This is a genomic window from Ruegeria sp. HKCCD6426 (assembly GCF_057221115.1).
Window position 1 is genome coordinate 342,040 of sequence record NZ_JBWVBF010000005.1, and the last position, 19,685, is coordinate 361,724.

Here is a 19,685-nt window from a genome sequence, read left to right on the forward strand (position 1 = left end):
TTTCAAAAGCACTTGCAACTTCGTTTCAGCCCTTTCCATTTCCCCGATAGGTCCAGGTCGGTCCGGCGGTTTCGCCAGACCCGTCCGGCAAGGGTATCCGCATCAACTTTTGCGCCAGAGACTTGATGTCGTACATAGCCGGAACCAAAGCACGCAATGCGGCCTTGTCTTTGTTGAACGCAATTTGCAGGCCATCCAGCAGACCGGACCAAGCATCATTGAAGTCCGCAGATATCGCGGCGATTTCGGGCGCATTCTTGAAATCCCTCTCGGTCGGATCGTCACGCATTGGAGAAACGGCGCTCCAGTCGACGATCAGATCACCACCGGTCGGCGGGCCGTCGACGCTATCGTCAGGGTGATAGTACCGGCTGTGCAGGATTTCGTTGAATTTGAAATAGTGCGCAATATCTTCGTGACCTTCAGGTCCGGGAATGATGTCTCCGTCTCCGGCCCTGTGTCCCAGATCAGCACCCTCCCCTTCCTCCATGATTTCCTTGATCGCTTTCAACGCGGCTTTGCGGCGCTTCGCCGGTGTACCGCTCACCTCGATCACCTCGCCTCCGGCGCCAAAATAGTCGGCATTTGTGATTTGCCGCTGGTCATCACCGACAAAAATCGCGCCGTCGCCAAAGGTATCACACGCCTTTTGCAACTGTTCCCGGATGTATATGTAGAACCCTCCGATCGTGTGATAGTCCCCCCGTTTGGCAGGGCTGGTGTCTTTCGGTGCGGTTTCGATCCGTCGAAAGCTTTTTACCTGCTCCGGGGTGAACCTTCGTAGATGTACAGTCGGACCACGCCCGCCCAGCAGCGCCGCGGGGTAACGTGGCAATAGCTTGGGGTTGTTCAGTTCCGGTTTGCCTCCGATGGCGTTCAAGACATTTGCCACCAGCACCATGTGCAACATTTCCTCGACCATGACTTGACGGATCACTTCGATGGGCTCGGCATTCACAATGGTAGGCTCGGATCGGTCGTATTGACCTTGCTCCAGTATGGAATAACACGCAGTGGCATAAGGCGGGATTGTGGAGAGTTCCAACATCAATGCATCCTGAAGCAAACCACGCAACCGTTTCCGCACCGCGGACAGTTTTTCATTCGAAGTCATGTCGCGCTCCTCTTCCGAACGGCAGCCTTGATGGCCCTGGCGGCCCTATATGCCAATGCTGACAATGTTAGAGTCGGGTTCGACGTCGCAATCGTTGGCATGGATCCAGCTCCGACCAGCCAAAGGTTGTCATGGTCCCAGGTTTGCATCACATCGTTGGTCACCGAATTGTGCCTGTCCGTGCCAATCCGGTGGGTGCCAACCAGATGGCCCGCACCGAACACCGTGTATCCACGACCGTCATAGGTGAAATATCCGGCATCAGACGGCTCGTAAGCCGAATTATTGCGGATACCCAACCGTTGAAAAATCTGCCCGCATGTGTCGTATGCCGCCGCTAATCCGGCACGCGAGTAATCGTCTATGTCATAACTGATCACCGGGCGATATTCGCCCATCGGCGTACGATAGGCCGGATCAATCGTCACGCGGTTTGTCGCACGTGGCAGTTGTTCGACCAGGGTCCCGATACGTACTTGCCGCTGAACGTCGTGATACAGTTTGTCTCGCAGAGCTTTGCCATAAAGATTCTCTTGTTCCACCAGACGCGCCACATCCGAGTTCGGCGCCCCCGTGGCAAAATTCCAGCCCCAGTTGCCAATCTCCAGCCTGAATGCGGCCGTCCGGTCGCGGAAAACCCCATCCCGGAAATTTGCGTAGCTGGATGTCGAGCCCGGCCCGCGAAACGGGCCGACGGGTTCGGGTGCCGCGCCCCACGTCATCATATAAGGGTGATCCATCAGGTTGCGTCCCAATTCGCCACTGGTTCGGCAAATCTCGGACGCCAGCGCCAGCGTCACATTCTCGACTGCGCCACCTGCAAGAACATATTGTTTGCCCTTGGCCCTGCGCAAATCGTACTGGGCGACACCTGGAAACGGGTATTTCTTGTAGACAATGCCCGATACGCGTCCGTTTTCACCCAGTTCGACCTTCGACGCTACGGCCTGCGTGATCGTCGTCATAAGATGCTTGCCGGTATGTTTGGCGTCCTCCAGCGTCTTCATCGCATTGTATTTTGCCTGAATCGGGCAGATCGGAATACAGCTTGAATTGCCCTCGCATCGCTGGCCCATATACGCAAATGGCCCCGTTGCGCCACGCGGGCGGAACTGACGCCTCGTCTCCCCTCCGACTGGGATCCCTTTGGCATTTTTAGGCTTGCGCGGGGTCGAATTCCGGCCCTGTGGCGTGCGTGAAACCTTTAGCTTGACGGTATTCCTTGCATCCTCGCCAATCACGATCGGCATTCCATCCGCGCGGGCAAAAAAGTTGTCCACATAAGATGAAGGGACCGAGTGCATTGGAAAATCATAGCCCTTGGCGAAGTATCCTTTTTCGTCATGTGGGCCAGAGGTTCGAATTCCCAGCGCTTTAGGCGTCTGTTCTTCAGCGTCGGCGGAAACCCCGATCTCCCATTCGGCTTTTTCATAATCGGATCGAATTTCCTGATATCCAAACGGCCAATCGACCCCTTTGCCAAAACGGCTCTGCATTTCGAAATCCGCCGGCATCATTCGCAGACTTGTACCCAGCCAATGCAACGACGTACCGCCATAAGCACGCAGATAATTGCTGCCAAACGGCAGGGGACCTCGTTGGACAAAATACCCGTTAGTGTCGGGTTCGGTGCCCCGGACCGCCGTGATGTCCAGAACAGACGGCGATGGCAAAGTGGGCAAGTCCGGATAGGGTGAATTCGGCGTCTTCGCCAAGGACAGGTAATACTGATCCAGATAAGATCGGTAGGTTTCCCAAGATTTGCCGTGATCTGCACCTGCTTCAAGGATCAGAACGGAATGACCTGCTGAAACAAGCTCTTTCGCCAAAATTCCGCCGGCAAATCCTGCGCCGACGATCACGACATCATAGGTGACGTCGTCGTCTGATATCGCATTCATTGATCCACCCCCCGTTTCGCCGGAGGTTCAAGACTCCACGCCCCAAAACCCTGTTGTTTTGCACCCATTGGGTGGGCACCGATGGCGTCCCAGACCAACCCTTCCTTGTATGCGCGCGTCGAGATGATCTTGACCACGTCAAACCGCGAGGCCCCGTAACTCTCGCGCCATTCCTGCGAAAGCGGAACCCACTGCCCAATATACCAAAGCTGAATAAGCGAGCGGGCAACCGGGCCAAGACATCTGTCGGATAGGTATATCTTGCGGATAACCCCATCATCATCATTCTGACCAAGCGCCTGAGCATGGGACAGAAACTGGTTCAGTATTTCTGCGGGCAGCACCTGTCGGAACTGATGCCAGTATTCCCCTGCGCAGCCTGTGCCCTGCAACTCGGCGCTGTCATATCCTGTCAACACAGCGCTGATGGTCAAAAAGGCCTGATAATCGGGCGATTGATCATGCGTGGTCATGGCGATCTCCATCGATGGCGTCCACGTAGAACCCGCGCGGCTCGAAACAGGCTGGCGGGCTTTCGAAGACCTGCACCGCGACGGGTGTCATGTCGGTAAACAACCTGCGCATGTCACGCGTCATCGGAAAATCGTTGTCACCAATCCTCAGTTCAAAGGTCTTGGCAACGCGTTTGCCGTCCTTGTTGGTCAGCATCGCGGTTTCGAACAGGCCCGAGATTGTCCATCTGGTCCAGACGGTCCGGCCAAGGCCTGTAGCAAATTCCGGAATTGGGGTGCAGTTTGTCGTCGTCCACTGATGGCCCATCAATTTGCCTAAATCGGCTTTCAGGTCGTAGACTATTGTCTGGGGATCATCGGGGTTCACCAACTGTATCCACCATTTTTTCGGGGAAATTGGCGGATTGCCTTTCATTTGGGCATTCAGCGAGGGAACTTTGTAATTGAACTGCCCCAGAAATTTGGGTTCGCCAAAAGCCTCGCGACCAGCCTTAACTGCCATGGCATTGTCTGCGGCGACGTGAACCCGCAAATGACCTATCGTTTTGGTCTGATCCCGACCGTGCAGGTACTCGGTCAGGGTCATTTTGGGCACACCGGGCACTCGGTTCGAGGGGTAGGCCAGCAGATTGAATTCTACCTCGTTCACAGTGCCCAGCGAATTGTCATAATGCGCGGTGTAGCGTTGAAAATTCAACAGTATTACGGCCTTGTTCTCGCCGTTTTCATCGGGAAATTCGGCAACACACAGACCTGTACCCTTAACGAAGGGTTTGGCCGCTTCGACGGATGTGTACCAGTACATCCATTGGCATTGCAGTGAGGCGTAATAGAAAGGGAATGTATCGAACTGCTCAGGCAGTTTTGGCATCACACCGGTGACATCAGTCTGATGGCAACGGTCACCTTTTGATTTTTTCTTTGTCATAATGGTTGTGGCCTCCCCACACGCGTTGAATATGTTGATTAATTCAATTTTCTTCCGATGAACTCTCCGTCACTTCTGGCGTCAGTTTTTTTAAAATGGCGTCTGCCTCGAGCAGATCTGGAATGTCGGTCCCTGCATTGTCGACGACACCCTTTACGGCCTCTGCAACCATTCTCAGGCATTCGGGCGTCGAACTGAGTTCGGCCAGTTCCTTGATCGTGCTCAGCAACGGGCCAAAATGCCCAAGATCCAGCGCCAGAGATGCTGCGTTTTTAATATGGCGAATTCCGTCTTCTTCTTTGCCATGGGCAAGTGCCAGCTTACCCCTTAGGCGCGTCAGTCCGACGATCCAGAACTGTTCCCCACTGCCCTGTGCGAACTGTTCTGCTTCACTCAGCACCTCTTCCGCCAACTCGAGCTGTCCATGCAAAATGGCGGCATCCGCGTAGAGGCATAGAAAGAAACTCAGACCCAGCCGGCACCCGGTATCCCGCCATTCGCGCAGACCCAGTTCGATTTCATCCAGCGACTTCTCACCCAATTCGTTCCGGCGGGCCCACCCATTCATGATCCGCGCCCATCCACGCCAGAACTGAAACGAATACTCCTCGGACAAAGCAATCAAGGTTGCAGAGCTTTCCTGCACCGTCGCTTCATCGCCGCGGAATTGGGAAATCCAGCCCAGGAAAGCGTTGGCAAAGGATTGGCTAAAGGGATGCGCGGTTTCTTCCGCGTGGATCAGGGCAGCCCTAATCGCATCCAGCGCGCTTGCCGTGTCGCCCGACAACCAGCTGGACAATGCCCGGTACCCCTGTAGCGCGACTGACAGGTCAACAACGTCGTAATCCAGGCCCACGAACCGATGCTCAAGCGATAAGTTGACCTCGATCCCGGCTTCGAGATGTTTCAAGGCATCCAGCGGGTGGCCCAAATAGGTTTGCAGCGCCCCGTGCGACCTTTCAGCGGAAACCAAAGCAAGCGGGCTTTTCAGATCCTGGCACAGCGATACCAGGCGATCCGCATTCTGTTTGGAAATGGCGTATTCCCCGCCCAGCATTGTTGACCGGAACTGCCCGTAGACGACCTTGAACAGACGTTCCGATTCACCGTATTCGCGACACAGCGTCTGCGCCCGGGCATAGGCGGACAGAACAGAAGCGTGCGCATAGCCCTGCACAAAAGCCAAAGGCACAGCGATCGTGATTTGTAGGTCGATCTCGCGCCGATCCCGTTCCTGAGAGGGCGGTAATTCCTGCAAGCATTCCAGCGCGTGTTGCAAATGCGTTATCGCTTCGACATTAGCCGAATGATCCAGAGCCTGGCGGGCGGCGGTCATCAGGCAGCGTTCGGCCGCAACATAATCGCCTGCACGCCGATAGTGATGACCCAGGATTTCCGGCTCGCGCTTGACCGTTTCCTTGTATTTTTCTTCGAGGATTCGAGCGATCTGCCCGTGCCATCTGGAAGCTGTTGCACGCAGCATGGATTGATAGGCCGCATCCTGTACCAGCGCATGACGGAACCGATAAGTGTCTTCATCACCTCGCAGCCCCGCCGGCACGATCAACTCGGTTTCCAGCAGCTGCTCCAACGCACTGGCAATGTCCTCCTCATTCCATTTAAGGACATGGCTCAGCAGATTTCTTTCAAAATTACGTCCGATTGCCGCGGCGACTTGCACGATTTCGCGGCTGGCAGACAACCGATCCAGTCGGGCCATCAATGAATCTTGCAGGGATTCTGGGATTGCCAGGGACAGCTCGGCTTGACTTTGATCCCGGCTGGCCAGCAACCCGGCTTCCATGGCCATTTTTGTCAGCTCTTCGACAAAAAGTGGTACTCCGTCTGTTCGGTCCGCCAGTTGACTCAGGATCTCCTCCGAGGGACGGACACCCGAAATACTCTCAACCAGCTTGAAGATGTCGCGGCGCACCAGGCGGTTCAGCTCAAGAGTTGTGACGTGAGACTGGTTCCGCCAAGGTGATTGAAACTCGCTGCGGGCAGTCATCAGGATCAGGCAGCGCCGGCTTGACAATTGCTCGACCCAGCCGTTGACAAATTCCAACGTCGAGGCATCGAACCAATGCACATCGTCTAACAGCAGCAGCAACGGCCAATTCTGTTCCAGGCCGGCACACAGGCGCAGCAAGGCCTCGATCAGTGCACCTTTTTCCCGCTCCGGAGCCATCGGTTCGACCGGTGCCGAGTTGCCTTTCAAGTCCATCAAACGCAGGATTGGCACAGTGCAGACTTCGTCGTCCAAACCCAGGTTCGCAAGAAAATCGATAACTTTTGCTTTGCTGCTCTCAGGCGTCTCGTTTGGGGACATGCCGGTTAGCGCCGTCAAAGCGTTTTTTACTGGATAAAAGGCGCTGCTTTGATGAAGCGGGGACCCGAACAAAACGAACTGAGATGAGTTTTCGTCAGTCAATTCATCCCTGAGGCCAAAGGCAATTTTGGATTTGCCGACACCGGCGTCGCCGGTCAGCAGCAACACCTGCCCTTCACCTTCCAACGCGCCCTCCCATCTTGACCGAACCAGCGCGATTTCTGCGGCTCGTCCGATGGTCGGCGTCGTATCATGCGAAAAGTCCTTGCGGGCAGATTCAAACCCCGCAACCTTCCGTCGGACCTGAAACAGCTCCAGCGGTGTGCTGACACCCGCCAGTGGCGGGCTGCCAAGCGGGATGAAGTCGAGACGCTCACCGATCAACCGGCGTGTTACCTCAGACACCACCACCTGCCCCACATCGGCGACGGACTGAATTCGCGCAGCCACGTTCGGCGTATCGCCAAACAACCACATCTTTTCATCTAGCGAAGAGCTATTGGCAGTGCCGACTACAACGGGTCCGGTGTGAATCCCGATGCGCACATTTGTTGAAACAGACTGGCTTGAGAATCCCGCGTCGATGTCTCGTGCCGTGCAGGCGATATCAAGCGCGCACAGCGCTGCGTTGTAATGACTGCCCTCTTGTGCAATCGGGTAACCAAAGACAGCGATTACACCATCACCTGCATAGTTCGCTATCTCGCCGCCAAATTTGGCGACCGTGCTTCCGACCAGATCACGATACCGGGTAATGAGATCCCGGTAATCTTCGGGGTCGAATTTTTCGGACAGGGCGGTTGAGCCAACCAGATCGCAAAACAAAACGGTCAACTGGCGCCGTTCAGCAACACTGTCTGAGGCTTGCGTCGGCGGCGCGGCTTTGCTCACTTCCAGTTGGTCGTTGCCCGCTGATCCCACTTTTGACCCAGACAAAGACGACCCGCAGGCCGTACAGAACTTTGCGCCTGGCACGGTCAGTTCTCCGCACGCCCCACACGTCAAGGTCTGGGCGCGTCCACAACTGTTGCAAAATTTTGATCCGGCAGGATTGGCCGAACCACATTCTGGGCAATTGACCTCAGGACTTACCAATCTGGCCGCCTCTATCTTTTTAGACAAAACACGTCTTATCTTGAAACAACAATATGAATATGAAACCTTTGGTAGCATACTATGGACAATACGTCGCCCATCAATTCCAGTTGGTTGTGTCGAACAGTCTTTTATGACCGATACAGACTGACTATCGGTATGCCCCTTGTCTGGGCATTGGCCGGATCATAGTTTCGAAGTACCGCCGATTATCCCTTCCTCCATTCACCGTGCGATGAGACTCGCGAACGGGCCACACAAATGGTTGTTGCCGCCTGCGCGATCACGCTGGTTCCGGGAGAAGGTAGAATGAACCGCCCAGGTGCAATCCGAAACCCAACCAACGCCTTCCCGAACGGCAACTCTGGATCGACCGAAGGACGACCAGAAACACGGAGATAAATGTCAGATCTGCGAACAATTGACGCTGCGCCCCAAATTCTGTGTTGGATATCGTATTTGAGCGAGAGCTCAAGAAGCAGCGCCAGTCGCGCTTGGGATGTCCGTCGGCCTAACCACAATTTCACCAGCGGCTTGGGGTTGTGTGCGATCAGCCTTTCTCAGAACTGGCTTGGGGTCGCAGGAAGCCTTGAATGCGGTCAACATTCTGAACCTGGACGAAGGGGCTATCGCCGCCCGGCCCGGCTTGGAAAAGATTGCCATGATCAGTCATAAACTTCGAAAAGACCGGGCCTTTCACGTGGTGAAGGAAGGCTTCTTTGTTCTTGTAGATTTCCACAAAAACAATGGTGCCGTCGCTGTTTGGCGGTGAAGAATCCCCGCCGCCGGAATGCACGAGGTAACCCCATGTGTCCGGTTCGTTCTCTTCGACATCCTTGGCGAGCCGACGGAGCGCAGCAACGCCTTCAGATTGGCACTCTGGTTTCAAGTACCATGTTGCAATCGTGCTAAACAATTCATCTCTCCTTTCAAGGGTCAGGTCATAAATTCATATTTGTGTCCAACGATTGTGTTGCCTCAGCCTGATGGCAGCTTACCAACGAAGCAGCTTTGTGCTTCAGGTCGTGCAATGTCCGGCCGCAGGCGATTTGGAACAAGCTGGCATGGCTCTGAACAAAAGATAGGGTTCGTCTGATGTTAAGCCTGCATCGCATTCTGAAAATACATTAAGCGACGCTATATTAATCCGGCTTTCAATCTCCTTTGGCCGATGATGGCTGTTGTCTGAAAGTTGGCGGAGTCTCTCTGAGGACGTTTCCGGAGAAGTGACAATTGTCTCTTCAGGATGTCAGGCAACCTAAACCCAGATCAGTCACAGACTGTATTGCGAGAAATTCTAGTGTTGTACGAATTGCCGTAATCGTTACAGAATCTACCGATCATCTCAAGGGGGCATGGTTGAACAGAACCACCGTCTCAAAAAAACCGGGTGCACCTTTTCGTTTGGGTCAATTGGCGCCCAGGCTCTGTGCGATTCAAAAGTCCACAAAGTTGGCGGCAAATCCAATTCATTCGCAACTTGGGTAAGAACTCATTCGTTTCAGCCGCAAGGCTTGTCTTACTTGTCGATAGTCTTGCTCAAAGCTGCGCAACCCTTGCTTCGGATCTGCCTGGGAAGCAGCCACGACGAGGGCACGATCCGGCGAGACATTTATCCTCTGCATACTCAGACCCGATTTGAAAAATCACTGTTCAGAGAAATAGCGTCCCGGTTAGAGGCATAGGGCATACCGCCGCAGGGCAGAGCGTTTACGAGGTCAGGATTCCAGAAAAATTGACGTTCAAGCACGAAACTGGCACATTTATGGAGTCTATTTGACTACCAGCTGCGGGGTTTCTGCGATGCTGTGTGTAAGACCGATTGTTTGCATTCTGATTTGTTTTTTTGCCGGGCAGGCTGCGTCCCAAGACCTGCTGGAACTGCTGGATATCGGGCGAAAGGTCATCGACCTTAATGATCAGTCCCCGCAGCAAAAAACGAATTCAAAAGCTCAAGTTCAGCAACAGCCACCTGCGGCGTCACGCTCTGAAATCAGTGACTTACAGCTGCAGCTCGCAGAGCTCGGCTATGACCCCGGCCCCGCCGATGGCCTCATGGGTCAGCGGACTCGGGGGGCAATATCGGCGTTTGAGCGCGACCATGGGCTTCGGCTCACAGGCCAACCTGGCCAGCAGGTTCGGTCCGAAGTCGCGCAGGCCTGGGCTGCACATGTCGGGACGTATCGGCGCCTGCACGGCGAAACCCTGAGTGAGGAGCCAGTGACCGTGCCCCCACCCACGACGGGCCGAGCGAGTTTTGACTGTGAAAAGGCCTCCAGTCCCACGGAGAATACGATTTGTCAGAATGACACTCTCGCACATTTGGATAGCAGCGTCGCCGGCACCTACACGTCAGCCCTTGAGAGACTGACGCCGATCGAGAAAGACATACTTCGCGAGGAACAAAGGCGTTGGATCAAAGATCAGCGAGATCAGTGTATTGCGTCCGAAGATTGCCTTGAAGCAACTTTGATTGACCGTCGTTTTTACCTGGCACGTATCGCGGCAGGTGCCCCTCCGGACTTTGGTAAAACGCCTGTCGCAGAGAGTCATTCCGAAGATATTTCCAATCAGGACGCAGTGGCCGCTACCGAAACCACGTCACCTTCTGGTGAAATGGGCCGCTCTTCCCATAGCGGCTTAATCGACACGAGCTGCGCCGCCATCGCGAAAGACTTGTCTTTCGCGGCTCCGTCAGAAGCGACATCCACCATCGTCGACATTCCCGACCACCTTGAGGTGCCGCAAACGTTAGCACCTATAGAAGAAGGAAAATATCTTGAAGCGATTTGGACAAGTAAAGACGACCGCATTCTGATCGCGCCGGACGAATACGGCATAATGGGAATGGCCGGAGACGGCGATGATCTGATCTTGCTGGTCAATGGCGGGCGCCGCACCGTTGTATCAGGCGGAAATGGAACGGATATTTTGCATATCTGCTCGTTCGAAAGCAACTACGCCAGCCTGACTCTCGGATCTCCGCAGGGTATTGTAGCGGACAGTATACCCGACACACTCGTTATTCATCAGGATGCACTCGAAGACGCTGAGCATCTCGGTGGGGTGCAACTAATGTTGTCCGATTTCCACCCGGAAGTTGATCGGATAACAGTACGAAGCCACATTAAACCCGCCATCACCGACCGACCGATGATGGGCAGCAGCAGTGTCGAGATTGGACACATAACGGTCACGAATTTCTCGGCTGATTTGGCAAATGTTCAAGTTCTTTCAAAGGGAATAACCTGGTCGGAAGCTCCCAAAGGGGAAAGCTCGCGTGATTTCAACTTTGAGGCGGCCATGGCGGGTCTGGTTCCGCCAGAAGGTCTTGCCGCTGTTCACTCCGGAACGGGCGAAAGGATTGGGCTTGGCGGCCATGAAGACCACGACGGCAAACATGGAAGTGACAATCTCGGCCACGGTGGCCACGGTACACCGATCGAGATTATAGGGCGGGAAATTGTACCCGGAGTTGATAGTCCCGGAAGCCTGGATCTGATCACGCAGGGAACCGCTGTGCCCGGTTGCGGTGGCTTGGTCGCGCCACTTCGTCCGTGGGCGAGCGGACCAAGTGTTGAGATGATTGATGCCTGGAACTCGGCGTACTGGGGTGCCGGCGACGACATGCTCTTTCATCAGGGTGACGGCGAACAACACGTGATGGCCCTTGGCCAAGGTGACGATATTGTCTTTCTGGCGAATGTGAGTGGTGCCTCCGGAATATATGGTGAAGCGGGAAGTGACCTTTTTGTGCTTTGCTCGCTTGAGGATCTCGAGGCCACGATCATACTCGATCAGCATGCATCACCGGATCTTGCACCGGATACTGTCGTCGTTGCCGATGCCGTTTTCCAGGGCGTGCCAGATGGTCAGGTTCGCCGGATCAACATACTCGGGTTCATCCCCGAGATTGATCGCCTGATCCTGCCACCGGGGACAGATGTTCAGAGTATCGGGGGGTACAATTTCCAGACTACAGTCCGCTTGGATGGCGTCGACATTGTTCTCAACCACCCCTTGGATATTCGCGATCAATCTGATCGGGTTGCCCGCGCCCAGTCTTCTATAGCAGTGCTCGCTCCCAGCATGGATATAGGTCGGCTTGTGACACCGACTAGGCGCACGCCCGAAGTGGGCGCTACGTTAGATGTCACAAGCTTGTGGGAGGCTCGAAGCATGACCGGCAACCCGCCGGACTTTGCGTTGCCGCCACTTTCCTGCGATCCGGCAGAGATGGCGGCGGCGGACGTGCCCGTCGAGCAACCCGGAAAGGTAGTCAACGAACAAGGCTCCGCCGTATACGGTCCGACCGATGATCGTATCGTTCAAGCTGTTCTAGAAGATCGGCCAGAAACCTGGGTCGGATCAGAGGCACGGTTGCTTGCCGGTGACGGAAATGATCGGATCACTCTTCTCGACAATCAGGCCAGCGTCGAACCTGGTGACGGAGCCGACATCGTCCTGCTCTGTGGTGAGGACGACGCACTTAGCGCAGAAATCTATTCTCCCAACGACGGCGAACCCGATTTGGTAGTCGTGGCGCGCAGCTTTTTTGCCCCTCCCAGCCGCGTCTCTCACATGCGAACTATCTACATCCAGGGCCTTGGAGATCCACAAGATCGTTTGATTTTGGACCTTCCCTTTGACGCAACGGTTCGCGGGGACGACATTTTTGATCTGCTGGTCGAAACCGGAACTTCGATAACGGCAATTAGTTTGAGCCCAGCGGTAACCGTCGGTCCCGAAGAGATCGGGCACGACCAGATTTACCTCTGGAGGCGGCCATGATCAGAACGTTCAGCCTCGTTCTCTTTTTGTTGGCACCTTTCGCGGTACTTGCTGCAGAGGATTGGACCTACGTGGCGCACGCCCCGGCGGGAAAGGCGGTGGTGGTAAGCCCAGGCGGAACGGAACTTGCCGTGGATTGCGGCAACAGTGGCGAAGTCGGCATTGTAATCTCCCCGGATCTTCGCCCGATCGTCGCTCAGAGCGATCCGCAGGCGAATTACGTTATTGTTATTGATGGGCATTCGCGCTTTGACGTTTCCATGTCTTGCCGTGACAACCGTTGCAGCACCGGAGGTCGGCCAGGATATCTGCTCGTAGTGAATGCGTTGCGTGCGGGCAATTGGGTTGAAGTTTGGGACATTCATCGTGGACTGGACGCGTTTACTCTTTCTGGCTCCAGCAGGGCCATAGACGCAATCAGACGAGCCGGTTGCCCCGGTTTCTGATCCGGCCTGCCCAGCTCAGCGAGTGTTCTTCACGTCATGACACACCCTATTGCTCTGGAGGGTACGGCAAGGGACGCGGGAGTTTCACCTCACAGACTTACAAAGCCGACTATTGATGCCGCGCGAGGTAGTGACTGTCGCAAACCTGTTATTTTGCCCGCCACCGTTCTGATCGCGGTGATCTCTATTTTTGCTGCCCACCCTGCAAGTGCTCTGGAACGCAGAGCAGTCTGGCTGGCTCACGGGTTGCAAATCGAATACCTACTTTTCGCTCATGCTCTCTGCCCCGGAAGGCGAAGTCACTAGGCAACTCGTCGGCGACATCGACGAACAGCAGGTCTCCGGCCGGTTTGTGGACGGTCGAATGGAACTTGGCCCGGGGGGTTTGGCTCGCGAAAAGACCACTCCCAAGGGTATTCTGAAGGGCATTACCGGCACGCACCTGAAAGATCGGGAACTGCTTGTCGGGGAATTTACGGGCGGCTTGGAATGCCCGTCCTTTGTTGCGAAACGCATCGAAGTACCAAAAGCCGGATCAGATCAAGACTGGCCTTTGTTCCGCCTCGCACCGCGTGGGCGACCAAAATATGTTCTCAGCGAGGCGGATTGCCAAGCTAATGTCGAATGTCGGGTCAGCGGCGAGCGGGGAAAGGGCATGCGTGGCAGGAACTTCGATACGGCGGCGGAGACTATTCCAGGATGAAAAAGGTGTTCGGGCGAGTGATATTCCTAATGCGTCCATAGCAAGAAACTCGCGGCTATAACACGCAGAGGACGCAGCACCCGGATATCATTGTCGTACTAGATATCTCCGATCGATCATGACGTTGCCCGTTACTTGAACGGACATGCCGCACGCGGCCCATCGTTGATATAACCTTTGATGGCCTTCTGTTCGATTGTCGTTCGCATCTGCGAGCACTTCGATCACGGCGCTTTTGGATAAACGGTTTTTCAGGCTCGCGCCACAGGGAAGAACCAGCGGCTCGCTCAGTCTGGTTTTCATCACGCGTGTACGCTTTGCAATCAGACAACTGCATCCAATTTCTCAAACAGGACGCGCAAGAATAGCTTGTCACAACATTCTGAACTAAGGCAACGCCTGCAGCGAGCGCAGTCCGGGCATTACACAACATGACATCGATGGTCGCCTTGTGTGCTCCCCCAACCCATCTGCCTCAAAGATGCATGCACCTTCCGAAAACCCAGTGAGGGACGTTCTAGTAGCGCCTTTCTTAAAAGCGGATTGAAGTAAAAAAGGAAGTTATCCACAGCGCGGCGATCAGGATTGCATACGTGCCGAATATCCAAGCAATCACACTCCCAACCGATAGGCTTTTCATTTCCATACCGTGATCTGACATTTGACCTTCGCCATTGGCGCCCATCGCGTCAGGCTCGGAAGAGGCATGTCCAAGCGCTGGGGCCGGACCATCCGCTCCGGGTAGCGTCATGCAACCATGTTTCAGGTGATTGGCCACCAACCATCGGTTTATCGGAAAAGCGACTATTGCGCCGACGACAGTTGCAAGGCTCATGCGAAACCAAAACTGTGGGGTCAGCGGATTTTCGGAGCCCGGCCACTCTGCCGCAAGCAGGACCATCGTGGGGATCATCCCCGTCATCACCATATTCATCGAGACCGTTTCAGCAAAAAACGTTTTCCGGACCGCGAGCCAATAGTTTCCAAACATAGGCTTCATCATCAGCGCCTGAAATATGAACAGCCCGGACACAAAACCAAATGCGTATTCGATCACAATATCCCACCCATTAGAAAGAGCTAGGAAATGGACGAGAATTGCAGCGAAAATAATCCCGGTGGCATCACCGGCGACGCAATGCATTTCACTGTTGATGCCTTGTTTCCAAATGGGTTGAGTATAGCGGTCATGACCTCCCGGAAATGGGCGACGGCATGCAAGAAGATAAAAAAACAAACCAATCGGGCCGGTATAGAGAGTAACGAGAATCCAGGCCGCCCGCTGCACCCAGCTTGTCACACCATTGCTTATTGAATCCCAAATGACAAAGCCCACACTGGCACCGGTCAAAAGAAACCAGACAAGCATTGCGCCATTGAGCATTTCAACCTCCTCTGAGAAAGGAGCCAAGGTTAAGATAAGGGTAGACGGCTTCAGAGGGCGTGTCTAAGGAAAGAAAAACCGTGCTTTGACCCTTAGGTCACCCGTTGTTCCGACCTAGAGACCCATTTAGTATTTCTGCCACTTTAGCGCCGATTTGCGGTGCCTCAGTCTCTCTCGGACCAGCTATATTCAGCACCGCGATAGATTTCGACGTTACCCACGATCGTACTTGCCCTGCGCAGGTATCTGTTCCATCTCTGACGTCTACGATCAGGTACGGTTTTCCTATTTCTCTGGCAAAGTCGATTGCAAGCTGTGTTCCTCGGCTTGACGAACCATCAACAAATACAAGCAGCGCATCGCTGTCACGAACGTTTAGCTTCGTTCTTTCACTGACATCGTGAGACTGCGTTTCGATCAAACCTCTATAAATTGAAGGGATTTTGCCAAACTCATTTGTCCGACCTTTCGGGACCCATCCCCCGTAGGAAAAACCGCTCTCATGCGCGAATTTCAGCGCCGCCAAGTCGACACCGGATTGACCGCCCGTTACGATTTTCACCGAGAAATACCTAGCGACACCGGTTTGGTCGACTATTGTTTCGTGCGACCTGATTGCCCCATCTCAGCAAGTTCACGTTGCAGTCGTCGCGATCAATTAGCACCTCAATCAAGCACAAGCCGTCGTGGCCTTGTGCCTTTTCAATTGCCGCGTCCAACTCTCCTTCTGTGGTTGCTTTGCAGCCCCATGCCTTGCCTTCGCCGGCGCCAAATACGTCGATCAGACCAGCGTAATCCCAATTCTTGATAGTGTTGTACGGTCCGTCATGGATCTCTACTTCGATTGTGTAACCGCCGTTGTTAATCAGGAATATGATCGGGTTCGTATCGTACCGGATCATTGTCGAGATTTCCTGCGCGGTTAATTGAAAGGAACCATCACCTATGCAAGAAACCAGCCTGCGTTCACCGTTGCCAAGCGCGTAACCCAACGTTGCACCGACGGACCATCCTATTGAACCATATTGCATCTGGATTTCGAACCGCGCGCCATCAGGCAAATCAACACCCATTCCATTGAACCATGAATCCCCTGTTTCAACGAGCAGAGCACTATCGCCGTCCAGCATCCTTTGAATTCTGGCGAATAGCTGGCGAACAGTGATTGGTGTTTCAGCCTCAGCGGGTTCAGGCAAGCTACTGGTAGTCCTCACGCGTTCAAAAGCCCTAATCGCACCATCGTTGGGCTTCAGCTTGCCGTTCAGCGCATCCAGGAATTCGCTCATGTTCACATTGCTGAAATGAGTCTGTCCCAGCTGGACCGAGTTTGGATGAACCATTACCGCTTTACTGGTGTCAAATCCCAGCTGATGACCAGTTGTAGTGTAATCAGTAAAAACTGGCCCGACGAACAGCAGCCCATCCGCCGCATCGACAATCTCACCGCAACCAGGAGTGCTTACCGGGCCCCAATAAATCCCCATGAAGTTCTCGTGTGCTTCGGACAAAAAGCTTTTGGCGTTGGGCATGGACGCTTGAGCGTAGCCGCAACTCTCAGCAAGAGCACGCAAGGAAGCCTCTGCCTGACCCGCACGTACCTTGCTTCCCGCGACCAGTACGGGCCGCTCTGCGGCATTCAGAAACTCAGAGGCTTGGTCTACTGCCTTTGCCAGCGTGTTTGGATCGCTGCTCGCTCGTCTGGCGAAACTGCGGGGGACGGGCGCAGAGGTGGGCGATCCCGCTATGTTCGAAGCTATTTCGATATACACAGGCTTTCGGCGCAGCATTGCCGTATCGATAGCCCTGTCAATTGCCACGGGCGCGAGTGACGGATGATGTATCATTACAGCTTCCGCCGTGACACGGGCAAACATTTCCCGTTGGTAACCGTAGTCGACCTCGCCCAGTGTATGATGCAAGTATTCCCACTCGGCTTCAGAATTTGTGTTGGGGCCACCGGAAATGGCAATCAGTGGAAGGTCTTCGGCATATGCGCCAGCGACCGCGTTGAGCAGGCTCAAACCGCCTACAGAAAAGGTCACGACTGCTGCCGACGGCCCTCCGGTTGCACGAGCGTATCCGTCCGCTGCATAGCCCGCATTGAGTTCGTTGCAGCAACTGATCATTCGCAGATCCGGGTTGCCCAGCAACTCATCCAGCAGCACCAAGTTGTAATCACCTGGCACCACAAAGTAGTCCTCAATTCCAGCCTCTTGCAAACGCTTCGCCAAATATGACCCGACAGTCCATCGCTCTGTTGCCATGCCAGTTTCCTCGCTATCAATTACTAAAATCAACTATCGCGCATCTTATGCGCGGAGACTGGATTCTCAAAACTACGGGGGTGCGGGCGCTTGTTCGAACAGATCACTGTAGATGTGGAGGAACCTACTAAATCGCTAAAAGGTCGCCCCTTCACTTAGGTTCAGAACGCATGCGAAATACTCCAGAAAATTTACCCGATTACGGCTTTCGACGCTAAGCGCGTCACTCCGCTTCAAAGGCATTCCCGACCAAGGCTGCGACCTGCAAATTACATCCGCGGCATCACGATTGCACTGGAAACAAAAGCTTGGGTGCCCAGCTGATCCCAAGGTTCGCACGACCACGCGATTGATTGTTCACCGGATTGGTTGGCTCAATACATTACGTTGAGCATCAACAAGGAAACAACCAGGAACAGGATGGTCATGACCCCACCTGAACGCACAAAGTCCATGACCTTATAGCCTGCGGGACCCATAATCAGCGCGTTTACCTGATGCGTGGGAATGATAAAGCTGTTTGAAGTCGAAATGGCGACCGTAAGCGCAAAGACCGCAGGGTTGCCACCAGCCGCTACTGCAATCGAAACGGCAAGTGGGACAAGCAACACGGTGGCCCCGACATTTGACATCACGAGCGAAAAAGCAGTGGCCAAAATTGCAACCCCGGCCTGAAGCGCCCAGATCGGCCATCCATTCAGTATGATCATGATTTGCTGCGCAATCCACGCTGCAGTTCCAGTGTTTTGCACGGCTTGCCCCAACGGTATGAGACACGCGAGCAGGAAAACGGTGTTCCATCCGACTGCGCGGTATGCCTCGTCCACGCTAAGCACCCGGGTGAGCATCATTCCGGCGGCTCCAGTCAACAGACACAGCGATAACCGCACGTCGGTGAACAAAATCAGCGACAACGAAATCGCGAAAAAGGCCAGGGCCCAGCCGACCTTCTGCGGCCGCAGTTCATCCTGCGGAAAATCCGTTGTTACGACGACAAAATCCGGATCCCGCTTGATCCGCATCAGGTTGTCCCATCTTGTATGCGCAACAAGCATGTCGCCCGCGTGGAAATTCTCGAGCCCGATTTGGGTGGACTCGTGCGTTTCTGTCTCCACATGACTGAGCGTTTCTTCTCCTCGATGAATTGCAAGTAACGACATGCCATATGTCTTGCGGAACAAAAGCTCGCGCGGGCACTTTCCGATCAGCTTACTGTCAGGTGTTACAACGACTTCGGCTATTCCTGCATTAGTGGGTGCAAACTCTTCTACAAAAATGTCGAGTTCCGGAAGGACAGTCAGACCGAATTTCTGAGCGAATTCTTCCACGGCCCACCGGTTCCCTATGATCGCAAGCCTGCAGGGCGCAGCAATCTCGGCCGTTAGGACCTGTACCATCGAGGTTTTGCCTCGGTAAAAGGTCGAAATGATATAGAGATGGTTTTCGTGATTAATATCGGCCAAAATATGCCCCACCAGCGGGCTGTCCGCCGGTACAATCACTTCGAAAACATCCGCCTTAAGACCGTAGACCCGTTGCAGGTACTCTTGTGTGCCCTGTCCGGTGCCTGTGCTATCAGAACCTGCGTCGCCCGGCAGTACCCAGCGTCCAAGTAACAGAAAGTATGCGATCCCGGTTAGAATTAAGGCGGCACCGATTGGAGTCACCGAAAAAAGACCGAACGGTTCGATTTTCTGACCGGCGGGCAACCCTTGATTTGCTGTTAGGATCAGATCATTCAGTAAGATAAGCGGTGACGATCCGACCATCGTCATTGTGCCACCCAATATGGCACAGAAACCCATTGGCATCAGCAGACGTGACAGCGGAATCCCGGACCTTGACGATATCCGGCTGACAACCGGCAAGAACAGCGCGGCCGCCCCCACATTCTGCATAAAGGATGAAATAACGCCGACGGTACCTGAAACGATTGGCAGCACTCGGTTCTCGGCTGTGCCACCGTACTTCAGAATGACTGCGGCGACCTTGTTCATGATGCCAGTTTTATCCAGGCCCGCGCCCACGATCATGACCGCGATGATGGAAATCACGGCATTTGAGGCAAACCCATCAAACAGGTGCGGAACATCTGCGAGGTTTTCAAGCCCGGGCGCGTAGCTCAGAAGACCGACGATAACCAAGACCAGAATGGCAGAAAGATCAATTCTGACAACCTCGGACACGAACAGAAAGACGGTGAAGGCCAACAAAGCACAAACCACCCCCATCTCGAACGTAAAGCCTATATGTTCCA

13 protein-coding genes are annotated in these 19,685 nt (G+C 54.4%); 3 read left to right on the forward strand and 10 right to left on the reverse strand.

The genetic code is table 11. From position 1 onward, the window contains the following. Window positions 1–25: 25 nt before the first annotated feature. From AC2TDA_RS16515 to AC2TDA_RS16540, 6 genes are all read right to left on the reverse strand, one after another. Window positions 26–1,114 carry a ferritin-like domain-containing protein gene (locus AC2TDA_RS16515; RefSeq protein ID WP_480879807.1) on the reverse strand — a complete coding sequence of 363 codons (1,089 nt, stop codon included), beginning with the start codon at window positions 1,112–1,114 and terminating at the stop codon, window positions 26–28. Further along, a complete protein-coding gene (locus AC2TDA_RS16520; RefSeq protein ID WP_480879808.1) occupies window positions 1,111–3,015 on the reverse strand; it encodes a GMC family oxidoreductase in 1,905 nt (634 codons plus the stop codon). The genes AC2TDA_RS16515 and AC2TDA_RS16520 overlap by 4 nt, the downstream gene beginning before the upstream one ends. After that, window positions 3,012–3,488 (reverse strand): hypothetical protein, encoded by a 477-nt coding sequence (locus AC2TDA_RS16525; protein ID WP_480847046.1) that lies wholly within the window; start codon window positions 3,486–3,488, stop codon window positions 3,012–3,014. The genes AC2TDA_RS16520 and AC2TDA_RS16525 overlap by 4 nt, the downstream gene beginning before the upstream one ends. Continuing rightward, entirely contained in the window at window positions 3,475–4,416 is a 942-nt protein-coding gene (locus AC2TDA_RS16530; protein WP_480879809.1) for a hypothetical protein, read from the reverse strand. The genes AC2TDA_RS16525 and AC2TDA_RS16530 overlap by 14 nt, the downstream gene beginning before the upstream one ends. Before the next feature lie 43 nt (window positions 4,417–4,459). Further along, complete coding sequence (locus AC2TDA_RS16535; protein ID WP_480879811.1) at window positions 4,460–7,918, reverse strand: adenylate/guanylate cyclase domain-containing protein; 3,459 nt, start codon at window positions 7,916–7,918, stop codon at window positions 4,460–4,462. A 472-nt stretch (window positions 7,919–8,390) separates the two neighbouring features. Beyond that, a complete protein-coding gene (locus AC2TDA_RS16540; RefSeq protein WP_480879813.1) occupies window positions 8,391–8,756 on the reverse strand; it encodes a putative quinol monooxygenase in 366 nt (121 codons plus the stop codon). Window positions 8,757–9,643: 887 nt separating this feature from the next. Here AC2TDA_RS16540 and AC2TDA_RS16545 point away from each other — a divergent pair. The 3 genes from AC2TDA_RS16545 to AC2TDA_RS16555 all read left to right on the forward strand — a co-directional run bounded on the left by AC2TDA_RS16545 (window position 9,644) and on the right by AC2TDA_RS16555 (window position 13,780). Continuing rightward, complete coding sequence (locus AC2TDA_RS16545) at window positions 9,644–12,631, forward strand: peptidoglycan-binding protein (RefSeq protein WP_480879815.1); 2,988 nt, start codon at window positions 9,644–9,646, stop codon at window positions 12,629–12,631. Next, window positions 12,628–13,077, forward strand: coding sequence for a hypothetical protein (locus tag AC2TDA_RS16550; RefSeq protein WP_480879817.1), 450 nt, complete (start codon window positions 12,628–12,630; stop codon window positions 13,075–13,077). Before AC2TDA_RS16545 ends, AC2TDA_RS16550 begins: the two co-directional genes overlap by 4 nt. Window positions 13,078–13,267: 190 nt before the next feature. Further along, window positions 13,268–13,780: a hypothetical protein gene (locus AC2TDA_RS16555; RefSeq protein WP_480879819.1), complete on the forward strand. Its 513-nt coding sequence runs from the start codon at window positions 13,268–13,270 to the stop codon at window positions 13,778–13,780. 532 nt (window positions 13,781–14,312) lie between these two features. Here AC2TDA_RS16555 and AC2TDA_RS16560 read toward each other — a convergent pair. The 4 genes from AC2TDA_RS16560 to AC2TDA_RS16575 form a co-directional block, all read right to left on the reverse strand. Continuing rightward, on the reverse strand, window positions 14,313–15,164 hold the full coding sequence (locus AC2TDA_RS16560; protein ID WP_480879821.1) for a DUF4396 domain-containing protein: 852 nt from the start codon (window positions 15,162–15,164) through the stop codon (window positions 14,313–14,315). Window positions 15,165–15,261: 97 nt separating this feature from the next. After that, entirely contained in the window at window positions 15,262–15,726 is a 465-nt protein-coding gene (locus tag AC2TDA_RS16565; RefSeq protein WP_480879822.1) for a putative molybdenum carrier protein, read from the reverse strand. 10 nt (window positions 15,727–15,736) lie between these two features. Beyond that, complete coding sequence (locus AC2TDA_RS16570) at window positions 15,737–17,428, reverse strand: thiamine pyrophosphate-binding protein (RefSeq protein WP_480879824.1); 1,692 nt, start codon at window positions 17,426–17,428, stop codon at window positions 15,737–15,739. A 374-nt stretch (window positions 17,429–17,802) separates the two neighbouring features. After that, the gene (locus tag AC2TDA_RS16575) at window positions 17,803–19,659 is read right to left on the reverse strand and encodes an SLC13 family permease (RefSeq protein WP_480879867.1); all 1,857 of its coding nucleotides are present in this window, start codon (window positions 19,657–19,659) and stop codon (window positions 17,803–17,805) included. Between the last annotated feature and the right edge of the window lie 26 nt (window positions 19,660–19,685).

Bases quoted from the DNA above. Each gene is read 5' to 3' on its own strand.
- AC2TDA_RS16560 (WP_480879821.1), bottom strand. From the start codon at position 15,164: ATGCTCAATGGCGCAATGCTTGTCTGGTTTCTTTTGACCGGTGCCAGT.
- AC2TDA_RS16515 (WP_480879807.1), bottom strand. From the start codon at position 1,114: ATGACTTCGAATGAAAAACTGTCCGCGGTGCGGAAACGGTTGCGTGGT.
- AC2TDA_RS16525 (WP_480847046.1), bottom strand. From the start codon at position 3,488: ATGACCACGCATGATCAATCGCCCGATTATCAGGCCTTTTTGACCATC.
- AC2TDA_RS16570 (WP_480879824.1), bottom strand. From the start codon at position 17,428: ATGGCAACAGAGCGATGGACTGTCGGGTCATATTTGGCGAAGCGTTTG.
- AC2TDA_RS16520 (WP_480879808.1), bottom strand. From the start codon at position 3,015: ATGAATGCGATATCAGACGACGACGTCACCTATGATGTCGTGATCGTC.
- AC2TDA_RS16545 (WP_480879815.1), top strand. From the start codon at position 9,644: ATGCTGTGTGTAAGACCGATTGTTTGCATTCTGATTTGTTTTTTTGCC.
- AC2TDA_RS16530 (WP_480879809.1), bottom strand. From the start codon at position 4,416: ATGACAAAGAAAAAATCAAAAGGTGACCGTTGCCATCAGACTGATGTC.
- AC2TDA_RS16550 (WP_480879817.1), top strand. From the start codon at position 12,628: ATGATCAGAACGTTCAGCCTCGTTCTCTTTTTGTTGGCACCTTTCGCG.
- AC2TDA_RS16575 (WP_480879867.1), bottom strand. From the start codon at position 19,659: ATGGGGGTGGTTTGTGCTTTGTTGGCCTTCACCGTCTTTCTGTTCGTG.
- AC2TDA_RS16535 (WP_480879811.1), bottom strand. From the start codon at position 7,918: ATGCTACCAAAGGTTTCATATTCATATTGTTGTTTCAAGATAAGACGT.